At 39.5% G+C, this 19,999-nt stretch carries 20 protein-coding genes and 1 pseudogene; 10 read left to right on the top strand and 11 right to left on the bottom strand.

Annotated elements, in window-relative coordinates:
• Window positions 1–8: 8 nt before the first annotated feature.
• The 9 genes and pseudogenes from NSA57_RS15080 to NSA57_RS15040 all read right to left on the bottom strand — a co-directional run bounded on the left by NSA57_RS15080 (window position 9) and on the right by NSA57_RS15040 (window position 10,391).
• Window positions 9–2,810 (bottom strand): CD1108 family mobile element protein, encoded by a 2,802-nt coding sequence (locus NSA57_RS15080; protein WP_257465295.1) that lies wholly within the window; start codon window positions 2,808–2,810, stop codon window positions 9–11.
• Window positions 2,811–2,828: 18 nt separating this feature from the next.
• A complete protein-coding gene (locus tag NSA57_RS15075; RefSeq protein ID WP_008688066.1) occupies window positions 2,829–2,939 on the bottom strand; it encodes a hypothetical protein in 111 nt (36 codons plus the stop codon).
• Between the two features lie 16 nt (window positions 2,940–2,955).
• Window positions 2,956–5,412 (bottom strand): VirB4-like conjugal transfer ATPase, CD1110 family, encoded by a 2,457-nt coding sequence (locus tag NSA57_RS15070; RefSeq protein WP_257465282.1) that lies wholly within the window; start codon window positions 5,410–5,412, stop codon window positions 2,956–2,958.
• Window positions 5,294–5,758, bottom strand: coding sequence for a PrgI family protein (locus NSA57_RS15065; protein WP_257465281.1), 465 nt, complete (start codon window positions 5,756–5,758; stop codon window positions 5,294–5,296). The genes NSA57_RS15070 and NSA57_RS15065 overlap by 119 nt, the downstream gene beginning before the upstream one ends.
• A gap of 22 nt (window positions 5,759–5,780) precedes the next feature.
• Window positions 5,781–6,650 (bottom strand): VirB6/TrbL-like conjugal transfer protein, CD1112 family, encoded by an 870-nt coding sequence (locus NSA57_RS15060; RefSeq protein ID WP_257465280.1) that lies wholly within the window; start codon window positions 6,648–6,650, stop codon window positions 5,781–5,783.
• A gap of 12 nt (window positions 6,651–6,662) precedes the next feature.
• On the bottom strand, window positions 6,663–6,878 hold the full coding sequence (locus NSA57_RS15055) for a Maff2 family mobile element protein (RefSeq protein ID WP_017144663.1): 216 nt from the start codon (window positions 6,876–6,878) through the stop codon (window positions 6,663–6,665).
• Window positions 6,879–6,999: 121 nt separating this feature from the next.
• Window positions 7,000–7,809, bottom strand: a pseudogene (locus NSA57_RS15050) (VirD4-like conjugal transfer protein, CD1115 family); the annotation flags it as partial.
• Between the two features lie 208 nt (window positions 7,810–8,017).
• Window positions 8,018–9,313 carry a group II intron reverse transcriptase/maturase gene (ltrA, locus tag NSA57_RS15045; RefSeq protein WP_069424453.1) on the bottom strand — a complete coding sequence of 432 codons (1,296 nt, stop codon included), beginning with the start codon at window positions 9,311–9,313 and terminating at the stop codon, window positions 8,018–8,020.
• A gap of 490 nt (window positions 9,314–9,803) precedes the next feature.
• Window positions 9,804–10,391, bottom strand: a complete 588-nt coding sequence (locus tag NSA57_RS15040) for a sugar O-acetyltransferase (RefSeq protein ID WP_257465279.1) — start codon at window positions 10,389–10,391, stop codon at window positions 9,804–9,806.
• A 195-nt stretch (window positions 10,392–10,586) separates the two neighbouring features.
• Here NSA57_RS15040 and NSA57_RS15035 point away from each other — a divergent pair, with 195 nt between their 5' ends.
• From NSA57_RS15035 to NSA57_RS14995, 10 genes are all read left to right on the top strand, one after another.
• Window positions 10,587–10,997, top strand: a complete 411-nt coding sequence (locus NSA57_RS15035) for a hypothetical protein (RefSeq protein WP_257465278.1) — start codon at window positions 10,587–10,589, stop codon at window positions 10,995–10,997.
• Complete coding sequence (locus NSA57_RS19965) at window positions 10,910–11,302, top strand: CPBP family glutamic-type intramembrane protease (RefSeq protein ID WP_408611659.1); 393 nt, start codon at window positions 10,910–10,912, stop codon at window positions 11,300–11,302. Before NSA57_RS15035 ends, NSA57_RS19965 begins: the two co-directional genes overlap by 88 nt.
• A gap of 829 nt (window positions 11,303–12,131) precedes the next feature.
• Window positions 12,132–12,899 carry an ABC transporter ATP-binding protein gene (locus tag NSA57_RS15030; protein WP_087936897.1) on the top strand — a complete coding sequence of 256 codons (768 nt, stop codon included), beginning with the start codon at window positions 12,132–12,134 and terminating at the stop codon, window positions 12,897–12,899.
• Window position 12,900: 1 nt separating this feature from the next.
• Window positions 12,901–15,228, top strand: coding sequence for an ABC transporter permease (locus NSA57_RS15025; protein ID WP_257465277.1), 2,328 nt, complete (start codon window positions 12,901–12,903; stop codon window positions 15,226–15,228).
• 13 nt (window positions 15,229–15,241) lie between these two features.
• Complete coding sequence (locus NSA57_RS15020; RefSeq protein WP_257465276.1) at window positions 15,242–16,120, top strand: helix-turn-helix transcriptional regulator; 879 nt, start codon at window positions 15,242–15,244, stop codon at window positions 16,118–16,120.
• Between the two features lie 24 nt (window positions 16,121–16,144).
• Window positions 16,145–16,309, top strand: a complete 165-nt coding sequence (locus NSA57_RS15015) for a hypothetical protein (protein WP_257465275.1) — start codon at window positions 16,145–16,147, stop codon at window positions 16,307–16,309.
• A gap of 26 nt (window positions 16,310–16,335) precedes the next feature.
• Window positions 16,336–16,743 carry a DUF6608 family protein gene (locus tag NSA57_RS15010; RefSeq protein ID WP_257465274.1) on the top strand — a complete coding sequence of 136 codons (408 nt, stop codon included), beginning with the start codon at window positions 16,336–16,338 and terminating at the stop codon, window positions 16,741–16,743.
• Between the two features lie 43 nt (window positions 16,744–16,786).
• On the top strand, window positions 16,787–17,617 hold the full coding sequence (locus NSA57_RS15005) for a CPBP family intramembrane glutamic endopeptidase (protein WP_257465273.1): 831 nt from the start codon (window positions 16,787–16,789) through the stop codon (window positions 17,615–17,617).
• Between the two features lie 81 nt (window positions 17,618–17,698).
• Window positions 17,699–18,178 (top strand): pyridoxamine 5'-phosphate oxidase family protein, encoded by a 480-nt coding sequence (locus NSA57_RS15000; RefSeq protein ID WP_257465272.1) that lies wholly within the window; start codon window positions 17,699–17,701, stop codon window positions 18,176–18,178.
• Between the two features lie 128 nt (window positions 18,179–18,306).
• Window positions 18,307–18,906: a YhfC family glutamic-type intramembrane protease gene (locus NSA57_RS14995; protein WP_257465271.1), complete on the top strand. Its 600-nt coding sequence runs from the start codon at window positions 18,307–18,309 to the stop codon at window positions 18,904–18,906.
• Between the two features lie 44 nt (window positions 18,907–18,950).
• Here the strand turns inward: NSA57_RS14995 and NSA57_RS14990 are convergent, their stop codons facing one another.
• Both NSA57_RS14990 and NSA57_RS14985 read right to left on the bottom strand, forming a co-directional pair.
• Window positions 18,951–19,217 carry a CPCC family cysteine-rich protein gene (locus NSA57_RS14990; RefSeq protein WP_257465270.1) on the bottom strand — a complete coding sequence of 89 codons (267 nt, stop codon included), beginning with the start codon at window positions 19,215–19,217 and terminating at the stop codon, window positions 18,951–18,953.
• Between the two features lie 60 nt (window positions 19,218–19,277).
• Complete coding sequence (locus tag NSA57_RS14985; RefSeq protein WP_257465269.1) at window positions 19,278–19,559, bottom strand: DUF5963 family protein; 282 nt, start codon at window positions 19,557–19,559, stop codon at window positions 19,278–19,280.
• Window positions 19,560–19,999: the final 440 nt, after the last annotated feature.

Raw genomic sequence — 19,999 nt, 5'->3', positions numbered from 1 at the left:
CCTTTTCCTTACCATCGCCCGAATCCATAGAAATGGCTCTGCCAGTATGGAGAGTTGATGGACGTGTACTGAACCGGATGCCCACAATGGATCATCTGACCATTGCCCACATAGATTCCAATATGCGTTACTGGTTCTCCTGCATCGTAGGTTCCGGTAAAGAAGATCAGATCTCCTGGCTGTGCATCTGACTGGGATACCGGCGTGCAAATGTCATACAATCCCTGTGCCGTTAATCTTCCTGTATTCCTTACACCCGAATGTGTCAGGCAGTAACTTACAAATCCGGAACAGTCAAATCCGCTAGGAGAGTATCCGCCCCACACATACGGTGTTCCAAGATATTTTGCAGCCTCTTCCAGTAAACGTTGCGCTGCTTCGCTGGTATATTCATTACCGCCAAAGCCTGCCCCTTCTCCTGTTTCCAGATAAAAGATTGGGTTTAAACGCTCTCCATTTTTCAGAAGCTCAATATGAAGATGGCTTCCTGTAGAATTTCCGGTATTTCCTACAAGACCTATCTCATCACCTTTCGTGACGGATACACCTGCAGATACGCTCCGGCTGCTTAAATGTGCATACCGCAGTTCGTAGCCTTTACTGTCCTTGATTACAACATAATTGCCATAGCTGTCGTTATAAGCAGAAGTTGTAACTGTTCCGGTCAGCCCTGCCATTACTTTTGTCCCTTCCGGTGCTCCGATATCCATACCATTGTGTAACTGATTTGCTCCTGAAATTGGATGAATCCGATATCCATAATAGCTGGTCACACTGGAATACCAGTTAAAATCAACTGGTGTCGCAAACATCTGTAAATTACCCTTCGTATCGTTATAAGCACTGAACAGTTCTTTCTGGAAGAATCCCAACCTGTCCTGACAGATTGACATCAGGTTTCCACTGGTCAATGTTACATTCAGCGTGTCCACATCTCTGGTTCTGGTCACTTCGACTTCATTGCTTCCGTTATCATCCGCAAGATAACATTCCCAGGTCTGATGTCCATGTGCAGATGCTGCCGCATGACTGTCATAATAGACATCAAATTGTACACCGTATCTTGCGAAAGCTCCGGTATCTTCTACGGTATATTCAACACCATTCATAACTACCTTTGTTCCCATTGGAACAAACGGATTGGAAGCATCTACCGCTAAGGTATGATTGGCAGTTGGATATGCTCCACTGGCAGTCGGTCCTCCGCTCCAAATACCACAACAGATTGGACAGTTACAATATCCACTGGTCACAACCTGTCCCAAAGATTCTCCAACTCTTACTGTTGCTGTCTCCGTTACAGTCTCATTGACTGCCTCAGTAGTTAGATGATATTGCTCTGCAAACAAGGCATCCAGCTCCGGCTTGACCTGTTCAAAAGTAAATTCTTCGTACTTTGCAGACAGATAACTAATCAGGATAAACGGATCATGCTCAATAGGTCCGATGTTATATCGGTATTCCTCATGTCCCGGTTCTTCAGATTCCATATTGTTGATCCGCTCCTGCAGATTAGCTTCCAGCTGTGTGTAATACAGTTCCGCTTCCCGGATTGCCTGATCCGATGACAGATAACTGGTTCCGGTGTAAGTGATCACATTTTGCAAAAACACTGAAGAGCATGACGTGACATTCGTTATGATCAGAAACATCAATCCGATCAGAACTGCTACACTGATATACACCTTCCGGTTTTCTTTAAAGAAGTTGGTGACTTTGCCGCCAATCTTCTTGATATAATCAATCGTACCTTTTGCAGCTGTCCCTACTGTCTGTTCACTTCGCTTCGCTTTGGCATAATCCCGTTTGATCTGTTGCTTCTGAATCTGTTTTTTCAGTTTCTTCTGCTCCTGATGGGCTGCCGCCTGTGTCTGTTTCTCTTCCTGTCTTTCTAGTCTGCTTCTTTTTCTGGATGCCCTCTGTTTCCTGCGTCTGGCACTTCTCTGTTCCAGCCGGTAAACACCTTCGCCGCTTTCTTCTAACTTATGGACACCTTCTACCGCCGCATTATCGTCTTCATTTTTGCTGATCTCACGGTGCAATGCTGCGGAAGTTGCACTTCCTGCTTTCTTGACAACAGAAGTTTTTCCTGTTTTCACAGATTCCCCTTCGCCAAACTTCAAGCGGGATTTCTTCTTTCCAGGAGCTTCTCCATCATTTGCCTGATAAACCTGTGCTTTCTTGGAATGCTGCTTTGCTTCCTTCTTCTTTTTTGCTTCCTCATAAGAAAACTTTCTGGCTTTTTCCTTTTGTTTCTGATGGCGAAAATTGACTCCATCCGTATCCATCTGGTTCAATTTCTCCATATCTTTATCATTTTTCACAGAAGCACCAGTTTCCTCATAAGCAAACTTCAAACGCTGTTTTTGTTTCGGCTTTTTGCTGCCACCGGTCTGATTTCTCCGGCTGTCTCCTCTGTTTTCTGATAGATCCGCACGTTTTTCTTTCAGTCTCCCTGACTGTCCGGCTTCGGATTTTTCTGCAAGTCTGGAACCTTTTCCGGTTTCAGCACGGATTCTTTTTCTATTTTGCTGTTTTCTACTCTGTCCAAGATCCTCACTTTGCTTCTCTGCCCGTATCAGTTCCGGTGCATCTCTGGATTTTTGCACAGAGGGGCGAATATTTTTCCCACTCCGTTCAGACTGGCGGGGAGACTTATCCACAAGGTTTTCTTCTATTTCCCCCTGTTTCCTCCCCATCTGCACATCACTGGCACGGTTACTGACACGAACAGAAGATTTATCCGTCAGGTTTTCTTCCACCAGACCATCCTTGGTCATTTTCTGGACTTTCTTATCCCTGACTTTCATTCTCTGCTCTGCCACTACTTATTCCTCCTTCTTCGGATACCCTTTCCCTGCCTGTAATAAACAGAGAAAAGCGATGCCAAAAACAGCACCGCCACTAAAAGTTAATACATATGAAATTGCTCGTAACATTGTTTTCTCCTTTGATTTAACCTGCTTCGGAAGTCTCCTCCAAGCGGGTTGTCATGATTTTATAGAGGGAATTCTTCGGGAATCTGTCTACAAATGGGATAATGACATTGCCATAAAACAGAAGTCCTTCCCCCTCATTACTGTTGGTTACATAGGACAGCTGGGTTGGTGAAATATTCAGCTGTTTGGCAAGAATCTGCCTGTCTCCGGAAGCCTGGTTCAGCATATAAATAAAATCTGAATTTTCAAATATATTCTCGATTTCTCTGGAAGACAGCAAATCCTTGATATTCTGGGTGATTCCAGTCGGTATACCACCCCATTTACGAAATCTCTTCCAGATCTCCACACTATAGGCTGCGGTCTGTTCTTCCTTCAAAAGAAGATGGAACTCATCCACATAGTATCTGGTGGACTTATGGGCAGAACGGTTCATTGTTACCCTGTTCCAGACCTGATCCTGGATTACAAGCATCCCAATCTTTTTCAACTGTTTACCAAGTTCCTTGATATCAAAGCAGACAATGCGGTTATTGATATCCACGTTTGTCTGATGATTAAATACATTCAAAGAACCTGTAACATAGATTTCCAATGAAGTGGCCAGTCGCTGTGCTTCTGGCTCTTCCTGCTTTCTCAGAAGATTGTATAAGTCCTCCAGGATTGGCATCTTCTCCGGTACGGGATCGGCAAGATATTCCTGATATACCAACCGCACACAGCGGTCAATGATGGTCTTTTCTACCGGTTCCAGTCCATTCTTTCCTCCAACAATCAGCTCACACAAAGACAGAATAAAATCTGCTTTCAGTGACAGTGGATTATCTTCCTCGGAATAGTTCAGGTTCAGATCCATTGGATTGATATACTGGTCAGATACCGGAGAAACACGTACCACCTGCCCATGCAGTGCTTGCACAAGTGCTGAATATTCAGCTTCTGGATCACAGACAATGATATCGTCTTCCGTAATCAGGAAGCAGTTTGTAATCTCTCTCTTTGCTGAGAAGGACTTGCCGGAACCTGGTGTGCCGAGAATCAGTCCATTCGGGTTCTTCAGACGCTTCCGGTCAACCATGATCATGTTATTGGATAATGCATTCAATCCATAATAAAGAGCTTCCCCTTCCTGAAACAGTTCCTGTGTCGTAAATGGCACAAAGATTGCTGTTGATGATGTGGTAAGCCCTCTCTGAATTTCAATTCGATTGACTCCAAGCGGAATACAGGACATAAGTGCTGCCTCCTGCTGATAATCCAACTGTTTTAAAGAACAGTTATATTTCTGTGCGATTCCCTGCACCTGGAAAATATTGTTATCCAGCTTCTGGCGCTTCTTAGCGGTATTCATTACCAGAACCGTCACAAGGAACATTCTCTCATTTCTGGACTGCAGATCTTCCAACAGGTTCTTCGCCTCTTCTCCATAAGTCACAAGGTCTGACGGAAGCACGTCCATATCATAACCGGAACGTACCGCCCGTTTCTGCTCTTCAATCTTCATCTTATCCAGATCTGAAATCTTGCTCTTGATCATTTTGATTGCTGAACTCTGATCAATGGACTGGATATGAATGTTGACATTGATGCTGTCATCCACATCCAGGAAATCTGCAAGCATCCGGTCTGTCAGCTCCGGTGCAAGAATCTGCAGATAACTCACGCTTCCCATCGTTCTTCCCATCAAAAATGTCTGATTCTTGGAAAAGTTAAAGGAAGTCGGTGCAATAAAATCTTTGGTCTTTAATCCGGTTTCCGGAAGCATCTTATACTGGAACTTAAATGGTTCAATCCGATCCTGGTTGAACACATGATACAGAATCTCCAGCCTTTCCAGACCATTCAAAGAATGTGCCTGTGCTCCCAGAACCTTAAAGTTATTTAAGATATCTGTTTCGATTCTTTCAAGCCTTGGTCTTGCCACTTTCAGGCTTTCTGCTTCGATTCCAAAAGTGATATACTTTGTCTTTACCAGACCATTATTTCCTTTGGAAAGCTGATTTTTCAGCATAGTACGGTACTCTTCACGAATGGCATTGAAGTCATCGTTCTGATCTGGAATATCAATACTTTTCTCGAATTCTGCCACATCCACCTGCTGATTGATAAAGGACAGCTGCACACTGATGGAAGAATCAAAGTAATTTAAAAAATCACAGTAATTTTCAAATATCGTGGTCTTATCCTCGTTTAAAGCAAGCTGATAATTGATGTCATAAAACTGAATTGTCTTAGAGAAAAAGGTCTTTGTCACCTGGCAGATACCATCCTGCAGCATCCGAATATACGGAATACTCTGCTGTGCAGTTGTAGGAATATTTTTCTGTTTCCTGCGATCCCGTTCCTGTTTCTTCTTACGCTTTTCCTGTTCTCTTTCTTTTCTGCTTTTTTTGTTTCTTCTTTCCTGACGGTTTCTTTTTTCCGCCAGGGACAGACGCTCCTGCTGAGCCTCCTGCTTTGTCTTTTTTGCCATCCGGCACACCCTCCTTTTTTACAAGGGTGGCAATCTCCTGATAAAAATTTTCTGTCTTATATGGTCTTACTGCCGGACAGATAAACTTCTGTCGAATGATATTTGCCACCACTTTTTCAAAGGGAAGTCCATCCTTTTCATACATTGCCATGAAGAAAAACGGAAGCATGATCGTTACCATCAGGATGGCTGCGATACTGGAACCGATTGGTTTTCTCATGAACAGATAAAACGGAATTCCCACAACTGCGGCAAGTGAAAAGAAAATCAGCTGCCGCTTTGTCAGATTTAACGCTACTTTTGTTTTGACCTTGGTAAGGTCTTTTGGTACTGGTACATACGCCATGTATGCTCTCCCTTCCTGCCCGTTAGTGGGCATTGAATATTGATTTGCTAAGGCTTCCGGTCTTGAATAATGAAAATGCAAGAATCACGGTATAAGCCGCTACTGAAAACATTGCTGCATGAAGGTCACTGGATATGGTCATTGCATTTACTAAAACTGCATAAATTCCCACACAGACCATCATGAAGAATCCCTGAAATGCCAGTGCGAACAAGCCTTTTAAATAGTTGTTTCCGATATTGCCCCATTCCTTATTGGTCATGGTGGCAAACGGAATTGGTGCTATGGAAGTGTAAAGGTAAATCTCTATCATCCTGCCATACAAGATTACCGTAATGATAATTGACAGAATGTGCATGGTAACACTGATCAACAGCGTTTCCATGGATAGCAGGAACAAATCCCCCAGTTCCATATCTTCCAGTGCATCCACAATCCTTGTGATTGCTTCCGATGCGTCCACTGCTGTGTTTCCGGAAATTACTCCGGCGGCATTGTTGACCACATGCTGGCCAACGTCAAAGACCGCCATCGTGATATTGAACGTATTTGTCACCAGATAAATGGCTACATACGCTTTGAAGATCCAGAGGAAAATATTGTAAGTCTCAAATTCATGGAAATTGTTTTTCTGTGTTACCATCGTGATCAATTCATAGCACAGGACAAAGGTGATGATCAGTCCCGCAATGGGGACAATCACTGTTTGGGATAAATTCTGAATCAGATTAAAAATCCCTGCATTCCATCCCTGCGGTGTCTGTCCCACCTGCCCGGCTATGGTTCCCACCTGTTCATTGACAGACGTGAACATGTTATCCAAACTTGACTTGATAAGCCCGATCAGGATATCCTTTATCGCTTCCGTAATTCTCTCAATGATGGTGTTCATCTACTACTCCTCTTAAGAGAACAATGTTGCCAGCTGTGGAATCAGGGTAGTTCCCAGCAGCATGATTCCGGCACCAGCCATCAGCTGTTTGATGCCCTGGCTCTTAGCGCCGGGATTGTCATTTCCATAACCTTCCAGAAGGTTTACGACACCCCACACGCCAAGACCTGCACCGATTGCGACTACAAGAGTTTTTAAAGTTGTAATTGCACTGCTAAAAAACGCCATATACATTCACCAAAACTGACTTTTTTCAGGTGTTTACGGGAACGAAAAAACACCGACTAAAAAGCCGGCGCACCTAATGTCAGTTATTCCTTTCCTCATTATTTTTCGTTCATTCCCAAGGTTACTCCGACAGTTCTACATGAATTACTTCCACCTCTTCTTCAGATTTCGGTGTGTACTGCGGATTTAACTCTTTCTCAACTTTGTATCGGTTCTTCTCGTTTCCATCTGCAAGAAGCCGATAGTTTTTGTGTTTCGTGATATCATATTTGTCCGAGAAAAATGGTCTGGCACCACGGATCTGCAGGATACATTTTCCTCCATCCATGACTGCAATCTCATCTTCTGTCATCAGCTGTTTGCCTGTTTTCTGGTAATTCAATCCAAAAGACTTCTGATTACTCCTCGTCTCCGAAGTGTTATACAGGTCAATGGTTTCCTTACCCAGAAGCTCACTCATTTCCTTTAATGTGGTCTTCTCTTTCCCACCAAGGAATAAAGTCGTATCACAGTTGCCCAGAATGGTATCTGCACTATCCTTATACATTGCCTTTAACTGACTCTGTGACTGCAAAATAATAGAAGCAGAGATTTCCCTGCTTCGGATGGTTGCGATCAGCTTGTCAAACTGAGGAATTTGTCCGATGTTGGCAAACTCGTCAGCGATGACACGCACATGCACCGGAAGTCTTCCACCATATTCATCATCTGCCTTATCGCAAAGCAGATTGAAAAGCTGTGACTGTAACATGGCAATCACAAAGTTAAAGGTTGTATCTGTATCGGACATAATCAGAAACAAGGCTGTCTTCCTGTCTCCGATCTTATCCAGTTCCATTTCATCATAAGACATGATCTCACGGAGTTCTGCGATATCAAATGGGGCAAGTCTGGCACCACAGGAAATCAAAATCGACTTCGCCGTTTTGCCAGTAACAAAATGTCAATAGTTTTTTAATCACTTTTTCAAAAAAGGCAAAAAAATAGAACGTATAGTTAATTTCCATACGCTCTATCTCACATTTCATATTAAATTTTTGAATTCTACAGTCGAGTAGACTAAGACCTCTCAATCTTAGCCCCTCACAGATCCGTACGTGCGGCTTTCCCGCATACGGCTCCTCATAGTAACATTCGCTTCAATATAAACAATAGTACGTTTTAGGTTTTGCTAACGGGTAATACTTGAGCATTTCCACAAATCCATTCCATGTGTATGCCCGTCTACAACCTCTCCGATTCATGGCTTTGAATAGAAACTGTTGTACTCTATGCAGGAATGTTGTTATCTTCCGAAAATTCCATGTAACACCATAATACCGATAGTGTCCAATTAGTTTTACATTCAACTCTTTAATTATTTCTCGCATTGGTCGATTTCGATTATCGTAAATCCAGTTCTTGTATGCTCTAACCTTTTGCTCAAACTTCTTTCTTGAAGTCTGTACCTTTGGCACGAAACCTCCCTTTCGAGTTTTGCTACAGTAGAAGGTAAATCCCAGAAAATCAAATGTTTCAGGCTTACATTCTCCTCTTGCTCTACGATTCTGCTCTGCAAATCTCCCAAATTCAATCAGTCTGCTTTTACTACTTTCCAGCTCCAGTCCAAACTTTTCCATTCGTTCCTTTAATTCTTTATAGTATCTTTCAGCTTCTGACTTATATTGAAATCCTGCAACAAAATCATCCGCAAAGTTGACGAGAAAACACTCTCCCTGCATTTCCCTTTGCACCACCAGCTTAAACCACAGCGTCAGCACATGATGCATGTATATATTTGCAAGCATCGGACTCATTACTGAGCCTTGTGCCGAACCTTCCTCTGTTGGCTCGAATTTTCCTTGCTCCATTATTCCTGCTTTAAGGTATTTACGTATTAGCCACAATAAGTTCCTATCCTGTATATTCCATTCAAGGAACTTCATCATCCAATCATGGTCGATATGGTCAAAGAAACCTTTGATATCGGCATCTACGATATAGCTGATTTTTCCATAGCTTATCCGTTGGTATACTTCTTTTATTGCTTCGTGACACCCCCTATTCGGTCTGAATCCATACATGCAGTTTAGGAATCTCGGTTCATAAATAGCTCCCAGTATTTTCTTCACTGCCATTTGTACAATCTTATCTTCATAGGAAGCAATCCCTAATGGTCGTTTCTTTCCATTTCCTTTAGGTATATATACCCTCAGTGACGGAAGTGGCTTAAAGGATTTGTTTTTCAACCTCTGTACCAGTTCCTTGATATTTCTATCAAGGTTCTTCCCATACTCATCCTTAGTTACCTTGTCAATTCCGACTGCTTTGTTCCCATCTAATTCCTTATGGCATTGCTTTAGCATATCTTCATTTATCAAATGGTACACTGATGTAAATATAGGATGTTTTGATGTTGCCGATATCTCAGCTATTCTTACTAATTTCGTTTCCATTATTTCCTCCGTCCCTGGGTACGGATAATGTGTCCTCAGTAAGACCTTTACTATGCAATCCCCTTCCCTCCATCGGCATTGCCCGATTTCTACAGTACTATGGGATTGTCCGACCACCTACCATTCATTTGAAATCCTCCGTTTTCAGTTGCAACTTCATACTCTTCTTCGAGAAATGGCAGGTTCTCCCCAGTTGATGTGTATTCACAATGTAAAACATGATTGGTTCTCTGACTCCGCAGTGCCACATAACACTCGCCATATCGCATTACATGATATTGTCTTCCGCACCAGTTAAGACGTCGACCGACTGAAGTTAACGTTTCGAAGCTCAATCACTATTCAACCCTGCTTTCTTGCTGTCTACGCTTGTCAGATGCCGTTACCGGCATCATCCCAAGACTCGCTATTATCTGGTTGGCTAAACCTTGGATAAACCGGAATCCCACCGGCTTGACTACACACCCTTAGCTGGGCGCACAACTGGAATTTATCTGTCCCAACAGGTCTTTCTATCCTCTTCTGTAATTGCTCGAATGACCCTGCAAGGATTTCCGACTGCTACCGAATTACTTGGAATGTCCTTGACAACGACACTTCCACCTCCGATTACAACATTACTTCCGATTGTAACATTGGGCATAACCTGAACACCGGCACCAATCCATACATTATCTCCTACGGTAATCGGATAAGCATACTCTAATCCTTGATTCCGGCGTTCAAAATCAATCGGATGTCCGGCTGTATGGAAGCCACAATCAGGTGCAATGAACACATTATCGCCAAAAGTCACTTTCGCCCCATCAAGAATAACCGTGTTGTGATTCGCAAAGAAATTTTCTCCGATTTCGATGTTGTAGCCGTAATCGCACCAGAATGGTGCAACAATACAAAATACGTTCTTTGTCTTTCCTAACAGTTGTTTCATAAGTTTTTGCTGTCCTTTTTCATCTGATGGACGGAGCTGATTGAATTGATAGCAAAGGTCTTTTGCCTTGGCTCTTTCATCTAACAAATTTCTGTCGTTATTTGCGTCATAAAGCATCTGCTTTTGCATTTTTTCTTTCTCAGTCATAACAGTTTCATTCCTTTCCTTTTGCGGCTTCTTCCAGACCTTTTCGTGTGATTCCATATTTCAACCAATCCATAGGTTCTAAAAACTCGAATTGACCGAGCTGAAAGCGAGGGATACTTCTTGTCCGTAGGGCAAGAAGGTGGAAGTGGAAAAATCCTAATTTAGTAATTTGCGAGAACAAAGAGTAGAAGTTTTATGGATAAATTTAGAAAGCATCCAGTGATAGTTTGCTGGCTAATTTTTATGATATGTGCTGCGGCAAGAATAGTTGAATATTTTTTTATAAGAACTGACGAATCGTTCTTGTCAGAGAACTTTATCCATAAGTTATTTGGGATTTTTCTTTTATTTATTATTCTTCATATTTCAAAAATGAAGTGGAAAGACATTGGATTTGTAAATGAATATGCAATTGGAAATTGTGGAAAAGGAATTTTATTAGGCAGCGTTTGTTTTGCTGCTGCATACGGAATTGAGTGTTTGATATTGCACATTACAAATCAAAATGTGGAACTGGAATTCTATGCAAGCGGCTTTTCTCTGAGTGGCGAAACGGAAAAGCAGTTTTTTTTATTGCATTCCTATTCGGCGTGTGGCATTGGGTAATGCCGTTTCGTGACTACATAGAAGGAAAATCATCATTGTCAACCCTTTTGATTATGGGAATTGGATATATAGTTTTGGTAGGCATCATGAGTATTAAATGGTCCTTATTATATAAGTTGACAGGCTCATTGTGGATGGGACTTGGAGACCATTTGTTCAATAATGTAATTGTCACTAATCTCGTTCATGTTATATCAAATAATGAAGCAGATAGTATGCAAATAGTGAGAATTTTGATTGGTCAGCTTATTTCATTTATAATAGTATTGTTATTTTATATAATGAACAATAAACGGACGAGTTGATAAGATACACCACAACTTCCAGTCTTATGAAGAGATTGAAAGTATGCATGAATTTGAATTCTCACTTGAGGTATTTTAAGGGATTTAATAACTGTTATATCTGGTTATAAAAATCTCGTCAAACCCTTGAAATACTAAAGTTTTTGTGGGTGTCCTCTCCGTCACATCTTGTATCGTGTTATATCGTTTTACCCTTGGTTATGAACTCTGATAAGGGAAAAAACAAGGGAAAGAAAATCTGGTAACAACTTATAACAAATTATAAAAATGGCAGTTGGAACTGGATGAAATGCAGGCATGGGTGGATGCGATTGATAGTTTGGCAGTCTGGTGATTTCTATAAATGTTTTTTGATAAAATGTTGGCAGAATATCTAGGCTTGGTGTGATAAAATAAAAGAAATTAACTTACTAGAGAATTATCGAGTAGGAGATATTTGGCAATTTAATAGCTTTGCCTGCTATGTGCGTGACAAGGCTATTCTTGGAGAGGAGATTTATCTCAGTCGAGAAGACTCCCACCTCTTTCAGGTGGTGAGTAACAGCAAATTTGTCTCAGTGGGAGTCCAATCTCCGACTGAGATAAACGCTCCGCGAGGATGCGCAGTGATTCTGTAAAGAATGTGTCAGCTTACGCTGCCCAGAATCACGCGCCAAGTCTCGCGGATGCTCGACTTGAATCAGGGATTATAAGTTGAAAAACTTGATTTTAAGCGGATGCTACGGAAAGTAGCGTCCGTTTTTTGATTTGTAAACAGGTGTTGGTGGTGCTACTTTTTCATTTTGTGTAAGATGCGAGTGTAAATCAAAATACTGATGGAGGCATTGTTATGAGTAACAAAAAAGAAATCATTATCAAGGCAACTAAACTTAAAAAGAGTTTTATTACAGGTGACACAGAGCAGACAATTTTTGAAAATCTAGACCTTAATATATATAGGGGTGACTTTACTGTGATTATGGGTAGTTCAGGCGCAGGCAAGTCCACACTGATGTACTCCCTTTCGGGAATGGACAGGCCCAGCTCGGGCGAGGTTGTTTGGAACGACAAAACAATTACATCTTTAAGTGATGATAGGCTGGCAATTTTCAGACGAAAGAACTGTGGTTTTGTTTTTCAGCAAATCTATCTTCTTGATAAGATGAGCCTTATGGATAATGTACTTACGGCGAGTGCATTGTCAGGAGCAAGCAAAAAGGACTCAGTGAAATATGCCAAAGAGCTTTTCGAGCTTGTTAATATTCCTGAGATAACACGCAAAAAGTTCCCATCTCAGGTGTCGGGCGGTGAGGCTCAGCGAGCAGGCATTGTAAGGGCAGTTATAAATAAACCCGAGATTCTCTTTGCCGATGAGCCCACAGGTGCACTGAACTCAAATAACTCAACTGCGGTTCTTGATGTTTTTACAAAGCTTCATAATGATGGTCAGAGCATTATATTGGTAACTCATGACAAGAAAACAGCCTTAAGAGGCAACCGTGTGTTATATGTTAAGGACGGCATGATCTACGGTGAGTGTGACCTTGGGGTTTACACAAATGAAAGTAAAGACCGTGAAGCAAAGCTAAACAACTTTTTAACAGAGATGGGATGGTAATATGAAAAAAATAGCAAATCAGATTTTATACAACTTAAAAAAAGAAAAAACCTCCTTTATATCATTCGGCGTTATCATTCTGATAACTGCTCTAATATTAAATTGTGCAGCGGTTTTGCTGTGTCAGGTAGATAGGGCTTATGATACAAAGTTTGAAAAGTTAAGCAGCGCAATGCTCACCGCAATTGTTCCTGAGGTCCAGAACAGCAGTGAACTTGAAAAAGCAATTGATGAAATCGAAAAGGTAGAGAAAATCGAAAGCTATACTGCTATTATGACAGAAGCTACTGTCAAGGATTTCAATGGTGCGGATTTTTCAATGAACACAGTGTTTTATAACATTGACGACAAGCGTACTCTTAACAATTATGAACTTGTGAGTGAAAGCAAAAATAATGTTGACGATCCAATCTATATCCCACTTTATGTATCCAACTTTGGTGGATTTGCTTTGAATGACGAAATCGTTTATGCAATTGACGGCAAGTCCCATAGTTTCACTGTGGCAGGTGTGATTGAAGAAATGCAGTACGGCAACTATGGTTCGGGTTTGCTGTGTGCCTATTTACCAAAAGAAGAGTTTGCAGAGCTTGCGGATTCTTATAGTGACAAGGCTGTGGTTGAATATTCAATGAGCGTAAAGAGCGATGCAAGCCTTGATGAAGTGAAAGATGATGTCAGCAAAGCAATTGAGAACAAAGGTGTTATGGCTTTATCAATTCTTGACAGCGAAAGCGTAAAGGGTACACGGACAATGGTTACGGATCTGCTTGTACTTATTTTAACCGCTTTTGCACTAATCATCCTTGCAGTTAGCGTATTCCTAAGTAACTTCAAAGTTAAAAATGCTATTGAGTCCGAAATTACAAATATGAGCGTGCTTAAAGCTCTGGGGTATACAAGTGCTCAGATTGTAGCGAGTATCACACTGCCTTATGCTATTGTTTCGCTATTGTTTGCAATTCTCGGCATTGGTCTGTCTTACACTTTACTTCCTGTGCTTTGCTCAGTGCTTACTGTTCAGTCAGGTTTTTCGTTTGCTGTTAGCTTTGATTTGCTGAGCTTTGTATGTGTGGCTTGTATTCTTTGCGGTGTTGTTTCGTTCTTCACATATATATCCGCACGAAAAATCAAGAAAATTCAGCCTATTGACGGCTTAAGAGGTAATACAAGTTCAAAGCACACAAAGAAAAATTATTTTCCGCTTGAAGAAACCAGAGGCAATACAAAATTCCTGCTTGTCTTAAAGCAGATGATAGCTTCTACAAAACAGAATATAATGCTCTTTCTGGTGTCTTTTGTACTGACGGTTCTCATAGCATTTTCAGGCACACTGTTCTACAATGTAGTAGTTGAGCCGGATAATTTTATGTCTGCTTTGTCAGACGAAGTAGCAGATGTGATTATTTATCCTAAAAGCGACAGCATGAGTGAGCTTGAGTCAAAACTTGGTAACGATAATCGTGTGCAAAATTCATTGAAATATATGTCTGCAATTGTTAAAATTGAAGAGAAAACAGTGACTGCTTTTGCCTGCGAGGACTTCTCAAAGGTGAGAAATGATGTATGTTATATGGGTGAAAATCCGAAAGATGCAGATGAAATCGCTTTGGGCAGTGCTTTTGAAGAAAATTTTAAAATCGGTGATACAGTCAGCGTGACGGTGGACGGTATCACAAAAAGCTTTCAGGTTACAGGCTTTGTGCAAAGCGTAAATTTACAGGGCGAGCTTTGTGAACTGAGCATAGAAGGATACAACAGTCTCTTTAACCAAAATCAGACTCCATACCTCTATGTGTATCTTGAAAATGCTGAAAATGCCGAAAAGATTACAAAGGAATATAAATCCGATTACTCTGCATTGGTAGCAGACACAGTGAATTCTTACAAGCTTCAAACTGAAGCACAGGATATGTATATGGGTATCACTGTGGTGCTTGTAGTATCAATTTGTGCGGTAACAATTCTCGTTGTGTTATTTATTTTATATATTGTCATCAAGTCTCTGCTTGTAAAAAGAAGACAGGAGTTAGGTATTTACAAAGCAATGGGCTACACAAGTTCACAGCTTATTTTACAGACAACAGGTTCATTTATGCCTGTGTCGATGGTGGCAATTGTGCTTTCAAGCTTTTTGGCAATTTATTATATGCCGGCTATCTATCAATTTATTTTTGAGACTTTGGGTGCCATGAAAAATAACATTGAGATTTCATTTGGCTTTTTAATGCTATTTGCAGTAGCTCAGATTTTAGTAAACATTATGATAAGTATTATTTTGTGTATGCCGATAAGAAAGATTTCAGCATATGTACTCATTAAGGAATAAGGGAGAGACAAAAATGGATTTTGGTGATAAATTAAAGCAGTACAGATTAAAAGAGGGACTTTCTCAGGAACAGCTTGCTGAGAAAACAGGAGTAAGCCGTCAAACTATAACAAAATGGGAGACCAAGCGAGGTCTCCCTGATGTTGAAAATATGATTATCCTCGCAGAGCTTTTCAAGCTCACTCTCGATGAGCTTGTGCTTGAAGAGGTCAAAAAACAGGAAGAAAAGCCGGTGGTTTTCGAAAGCGAAACAGTTTATGATATCGACACCGGCAAGCATTTTGATATAAACTTGGGCGGTGCAAGGAAAATTACTATCAAAACAGGTGTGGATGAAAAAATCCACATTGTGCTTTCTTCCGAAATACTTGCTGAAATTGGCTCTCTTTTCAAGGTGAAACTTGACGAAAAGCGTAATAAGTTGGATATTGAACTTGTAAATAAAAAGGGCGTCAGCCGTTTTGAAGCACAGGAAAGCGTGGATATTACTCTTTTACTCCCTGAAAAGTTTACCGAGCATACAGAGGTTTCAGCAAGCGTTAAGGAACTTCTTATTGAGGATTTACGCCTCAGCCGACTTGAGTACGACGGCGACGCAGAAAAGGTTTTTATCCGGGACACAGAGGGAAGTCTGGAGTTTACCGCAAAGACTGACTACGAAATTTTTATTTCAGGTAACTGCACAAAACTTGATATAAACCAGTTCAAAGCGAAAGCGATTGTTCACCTTGAAAATGCAGATAACTACAAACTCTCAAATAACGGCAGAAAATGCAAGCTCATCACCCGCAAAAACGGAGAAATTGTTGAGCTTGAAGAAAACGAAACTGCCGAAAATACAATCAACATATCAGGCATATTCTCCGAGCTGATTGTTGAGGTTGAGAGATAAATTTGAATTTGGAGGAGGAAAATCATGAGAAGCAAGGGGATTTTTATTTTAGCGATTACATGGATCGTTATATCACTGTTTTGGTTCTGGGCAGAAAATATTACGTTAGGTATCATATGGCTATGTGGTGGGGGCATTGAACTATTTATCGCATTAACGAGATGTAACAAAGAGAAGAAAAGCAAGTAAATTCCAATTGACGGAGAACACAATACATGAAAAACATATGGAACAAAGGTTTAAAGGATTTGTTATTAATATATTGTGGCTTATATACAATTGCGACAATAGTAAATAGTATTTCTTATCTTTCAAAAGGGATATATGAAGATCCAGCAGGAAACTGGCACGAATTAGACCGTGCAATTATTACTTTAATTGTGATTTTAGCATACTCACTAATTAGATATATACATATAAAGAATTTTGCAATTAAATTAGTTGTGGTGTATGTTCCAACAATTTTATTGGCTTTTTTGTATGTATGGTTTAGGGGACTAACTGCTGAATTAGCATCTTCGGCATATAGAGATATTTTTGTCAATTATACTATTGGTTTTTTGATTGTATCTATTATAGTATTTATTGTAAATAAGATAATACAAAAGATAAAAGCAAAGTAAACTTCCAGTAATACTGAGAGATGAAGTTGTATAGGTGATGAAAATGAAAAAAGTAATCTTTGAAAAATCTATATTAAGTTGTGTGCTGATTTTTCTTATATGCTGTATCGCAAGAGTTGTAGAGTACTTTGGGATAAGAACAGACGAAACAATCCTAGCAGAGAATTTTATACATAAGGTTTTTGGCATAATTATTTTGGTGGTAATGCTTGTGTTATCAAAGCTTTCTTGGGATAGCATCGGATTTACAAAAACTAAGATTGTACAGAATATCTTAAAAGGATTGGCGTTGGGAGTTTCCTGCTTTTCAATTGCTTATCTTGTAGAATGTGTTCTGCTGTATTGTATGAATGGGAATGTTCAGCTTTCTGTTTATACAAGTGGTTTTTCATTAAACGGTGAGGCGGTTAAGCAAACTGGAATTGGATTTATTCTACTTTGTATTACTTTCAATCTTATAAATGTTTGGATGGAAGAGGGGATTTTTCGAGGACTTTTCTCTCGTCTGCTTGAAAATAGAATGAGTTTCAAAGGCATAGTGTTTTTTATTGCCTTATTATTCGGAGTTTGGCATTGGGTTATGCCTATGAGAGACTATATAGAAGGCAACTCATCTCTCGGTAATTTACTTGTAATGGGAATTGGATATATTATTTTGTCGGGTGTTATGAGCATAAAGTGGTCGGTGCTTTATAAAATGACAGGTTCACTATGGATGGGGATTGGAGATCACTTGTTCAATAATATTGTTGTAACAAATCTTTTACATGTAATATCTAACAACGAAGCTGATAATTTGCAGATTATAAGAATATTAATAGGTCAGCTTATATCTTTTGTTTTAGTGATGAGTTTCTACAAAAAAAGAGCGTAGCTGGGCAAATGCTAGGTGGCTGGATTTAGAGCTTGGATAATAAAAAAATTTGAATTTTGTAGGGAGGAGAATAGAAATAGAATGAGACGTTCAGACAGAGAGGTAAAAGATTTTGATGGTATAATTAGAATTATGGAAAAATGTGATGTATGTAGAATTGCATTAAATAATAACGGATATCCTTACATTTTACCATTAAATTTTGGAATGAAAGTTGATAATAATATTGTAGAGCTGTACTTCCATGGAGCAAATGAAGGGATGAAGTATGATTTGATTCAAAATGATAATAGGGCTAGTTTTGAAATGGACTGTGAACATAGACTTGTTACAGAATTAGAACGGGGAAGTTGCACTATGGAATATGAAAGCGTTATTGGAAAGGGATATATTGAAATACTTCCCGAAGAAGAAAAATATGATGCTTTATGTATATTAATGAAACATTATCATCAAGAAACATTTCCGTTTAATAAATCAGTTATGCCTCATACAACGGTATTTAAGCTAGTTGTAAAGAATATGACTGGGAAGGTGAGAATGAAAAGAAACGATAAATAGAAATCCAATTTCTCTATTTTATGGTTAAAAGGAAAATTAAAGTTTTATCTTTGAAAGTAAAGCGACAACTTTCAGTCTTGTGGAGAGATTGAAAGTATGCATGAATTTGAAGTTGTATTAGGAGAAAAATGATGAAAAAGTATAAAATATTCTTGATTGGAGTATTAAGCTTATTGATTTTTGGACTATTGCTACCACAGCCAATTCAAGCATTCATGGTGTTACTTGAATCACCTATCAAAGACTTTTTTTTACGACATTCATTATTACTATGTGTTGCAGTTGGAATAACTCAGGGTTTGTTTGAAGAAGGTGGATATTATCTTGTATTTAAAACTATGCTAAAAAAAGAAAAATCTAAGGAAACACCGATTGTATTTGGATTAGGGCGTAGTAGCATACATACAATATTTGATTTTGTAACAATTTTTGCTACTCATATGAGTATTTTTGGTTGTTTAATTGCCGTTGTTGGAAGAATTTTGAGTTTTGGAGCGTTGATGGGTTTAACTTTGATAGATTACAAATCCGTAACAAATAAACGAGTGGTATATTTAGCTTTAAGTATAGTGTTCCATGCAATCATGAATGGAGTGCTCTATGCTAATGAATTGGAGCTTTTAAATGTAAATAATAATTTTGATTCCATTTTCATGATTTGTTTTTCATGTGTAGTAATAATAATTTCAGTGTTAATATGCAAAAACTCTTTAAGCGAAGAAGCCTAACAAATTCAAATTCGTCTCTCTGTATTACTGAAAAATTCACATTGCTAATCAATACCATGCAATTCATCTTCTTTAGGCTTTCGCACATGCTTTTTCATTTCTTCTTCACATGCACCAAACGACAAAAAATTATGTCTTGCCTGTACGAGACTAACTCGATTAGCTCCACCTTCATATTCATTATCCTCTAATTGTATTGGATCATCTTCCCAAAAACACACTGGGCATATATCGTAATTACCATTAGGCTTTTCATCAAAAGTATAAAATCCACAACATGGACACTTATATTTTTCAATTATTTTATTCATAGTTGGTCTCCGCAAAATTCAAATAATCGTGTACTTTCAATCTCTCCTACAGACTGGGATTTATTTGTGTCTTGCTTTGCTGATAAGTTCTTCAGCAATAACACTGATTGCCATACAAATACCACATACTGCCCCCATATAAACTCCTATTGATTTGCCAATATACTCTGTTCCAGACTTTGTAAGTTCGTAAATAGGTATTCCGAGTATTTTAACAGTTAGTGTATTTACATCTGTACTATATGCGTTAGTATATCCAAAGTAAATTGCGACGCTCATCAATAGCATTGCAAGAGCAAATCCAACTATCAGCGCAATCAGAATTTTAATTATTTTCTTCATATATTTTTCCTCGCTAAATTTAAATTTTCCTGTTATACAAACTGGAATTGAACAAAATCGCTGCGCGATGGCCTGCCAAGGCTGTGGCATAGCGATTTTCTGTTTTCTATAATAAAAAACAGTGGAAAGCAAGTCCTAAAAGTAGTATTGTTAAATCACCACAAAATAACAATCAAACAGGATCGACCTTCCCACTGCCTATGAAAAGAATACCACCCTTCCGCTTGGTTGGCAAGCGGTTTTATGACCCAAATGCACCTCCGTGTAAAGCAGTGTTTTGATTACTACTGATTTTACATGGAGGATTTTATTATGTATGAAAAATATTTAGAACAGCTTGAGGAAGCCGGAAAAATCCGTAACTGTTGTTGACCTCATAAATTATCAAAATACTGATTTACTTGCCTGTCTCTGAATTGACCTGTATACTGTCATCAGCA

Source organism: Blautia caecimuris, from assembly GCF_024622975.1.
Lineage (GTDB): Bacteria > Bacillota > Clostridia > Lachnospirales > Lachnospiraceae > Blautia_A > Blautia_A caecimuris.
The sequence above is the reverse complement of the archived record's forward strand: the minus strand, read 5'-3'. Positions and strand labels throughout refer to the sequence as shown.

Excerpts from the sequence above, each read along its gene's own strand:
- NSA57_RS15080 (WP_257465295.1), bottom strand. The coding sequence starts at position 2,810 with ATGAAAGTCAGGGATAAGAAAGTCCAGAAAATGACCAAGGATGGTCTG.
- NSA57_RS15075 (WP_008688066.1), bottom strand. The coding sequence starts at position 2,939 with ATGTTACGAGCAATTTCATATGTATTAACTTTTAGTGGCGGTGCTGTT.
- NSA57_RS15070 (WP_257465282.1), bottom strand. The coding sequence starts at position 5,412 with ATGGCAAAAAAGACAAAGCAGGAGGCTCAGCAGGAGCGTCTGTCCCTG.
- NSA57_RS15065 (WP_257465281.1), bottom strand. The coding sequence starts at position 5,758 with ATGGCGTATGTACCAGTACCAAAAGACCTTACCAAGGTCAAAACAAAA.
- NSA57_RS15060 (WP_257465280.1), bottom strand. The coding sequence starts at position 6,650 with ATGAACACCATCATTGAGAGAATTACGGAAGCGATAAAGGATATCCTG.
- NSA57_RS15055 (WP_017144663.1), bottom strand. The coding sequence starts at position 6,878 with ATGGCGTTTTTTAGCAGTGCAATTACAACTTTAAAAACTCTTGTAGTC.
- ltrA (WP_069424453.1), bottom strand. The coding sequence starts at position 9,313 with ATGGAAACGAAATTAGTAAGAATAGCTGAGATATCGGCAACATCAAAA.
- NSA57_RS15040 (WP_257465279.1), bottom strand. The coding sequence starts at position 10,391 with ATGACTGAGAAAGAAAAAATGCAAAAGCAGATGCTTTATGACGCAAAT.
- NSA57_RS15035 (WP_257465278.1), top strand. The coding sequence starts at position 10,587 with ATGGATAAATTTAGAAAGCATCCAGTGATAGTTTGCTGGCTAATTTTT.
- NSA57_RS15030 (WP_087936897.1), top strand. The coding sequence starts at position 12,132 with ATGAGTAACAAAAAAGAAATCATTATCAAGGCAACTAAACTTAAAAAG.
- NSA57_RS15025 (WP_257465277.1), top strand. The coding sequence starts at position 12,901 with ATGAAAAAAATAGCAAATCAGATTTTATACAACTTAAAAAAAGAAAAA.
- NSA57_RS15020 (WP_257465276.1), top strand. The coding sequence starts at position 15,242 with ATGGATTTTGGTGATAAATTAAAGCAGTACAGATTAAAAGAGGGACTT.
- NSA57_RS15015 (WP_257465275.1), top strand. The coding sequence starts at position 16,145 with ATGAGAAGCAAGGGGATTTTTATTTTAGCGATTACATGGATCGTTATA.
- NSA57_RS15010 (WP_257465274.1), top strand. The coding sequence starts at position 16,336 with ATGAAAAACATATGGAACAAAGGTTTAAAGGATTTGTTATTAATATAT.
- NSA57_RS15005 (WP_257465273.1), top strand. The coding sequence starts at position 16,787 with ATGAAAAAAGTAATCTTTGAAAAATCTATATTAAGTTGTGTGCTGATT.
- NSA57_RS15000 (WP_257465272.1), top strand. The coding sequence starts at position 17,699 with ATGAGACGTTCAGACAGAGAGGTAAAAGATTTTGATGGTATAATTAGA.
- NSA57_RS14995 (WP_257465271.1), top strand. The coding sequence starts at position 18,307 with ATGATGAAAAAGTATAAAATATTCTTGATTGGAGTATTAAGCTTATTG.
- NSA57_RS14990 (WP_257465270.1), bottom strand. The coding sequence starts at position 19,217 with ATGAATAAAATAATTGAAAAATATAAGTGTCCATGTTGTGGATTTTAT.
- NSA57_RS14985 (WP_257465269.1), bottom strand. The coding sequence starts at position 19,559 with ATGAAGAAAATAATTAAAATTCTGATTGCGCTGATAGTTGGATTTGCT.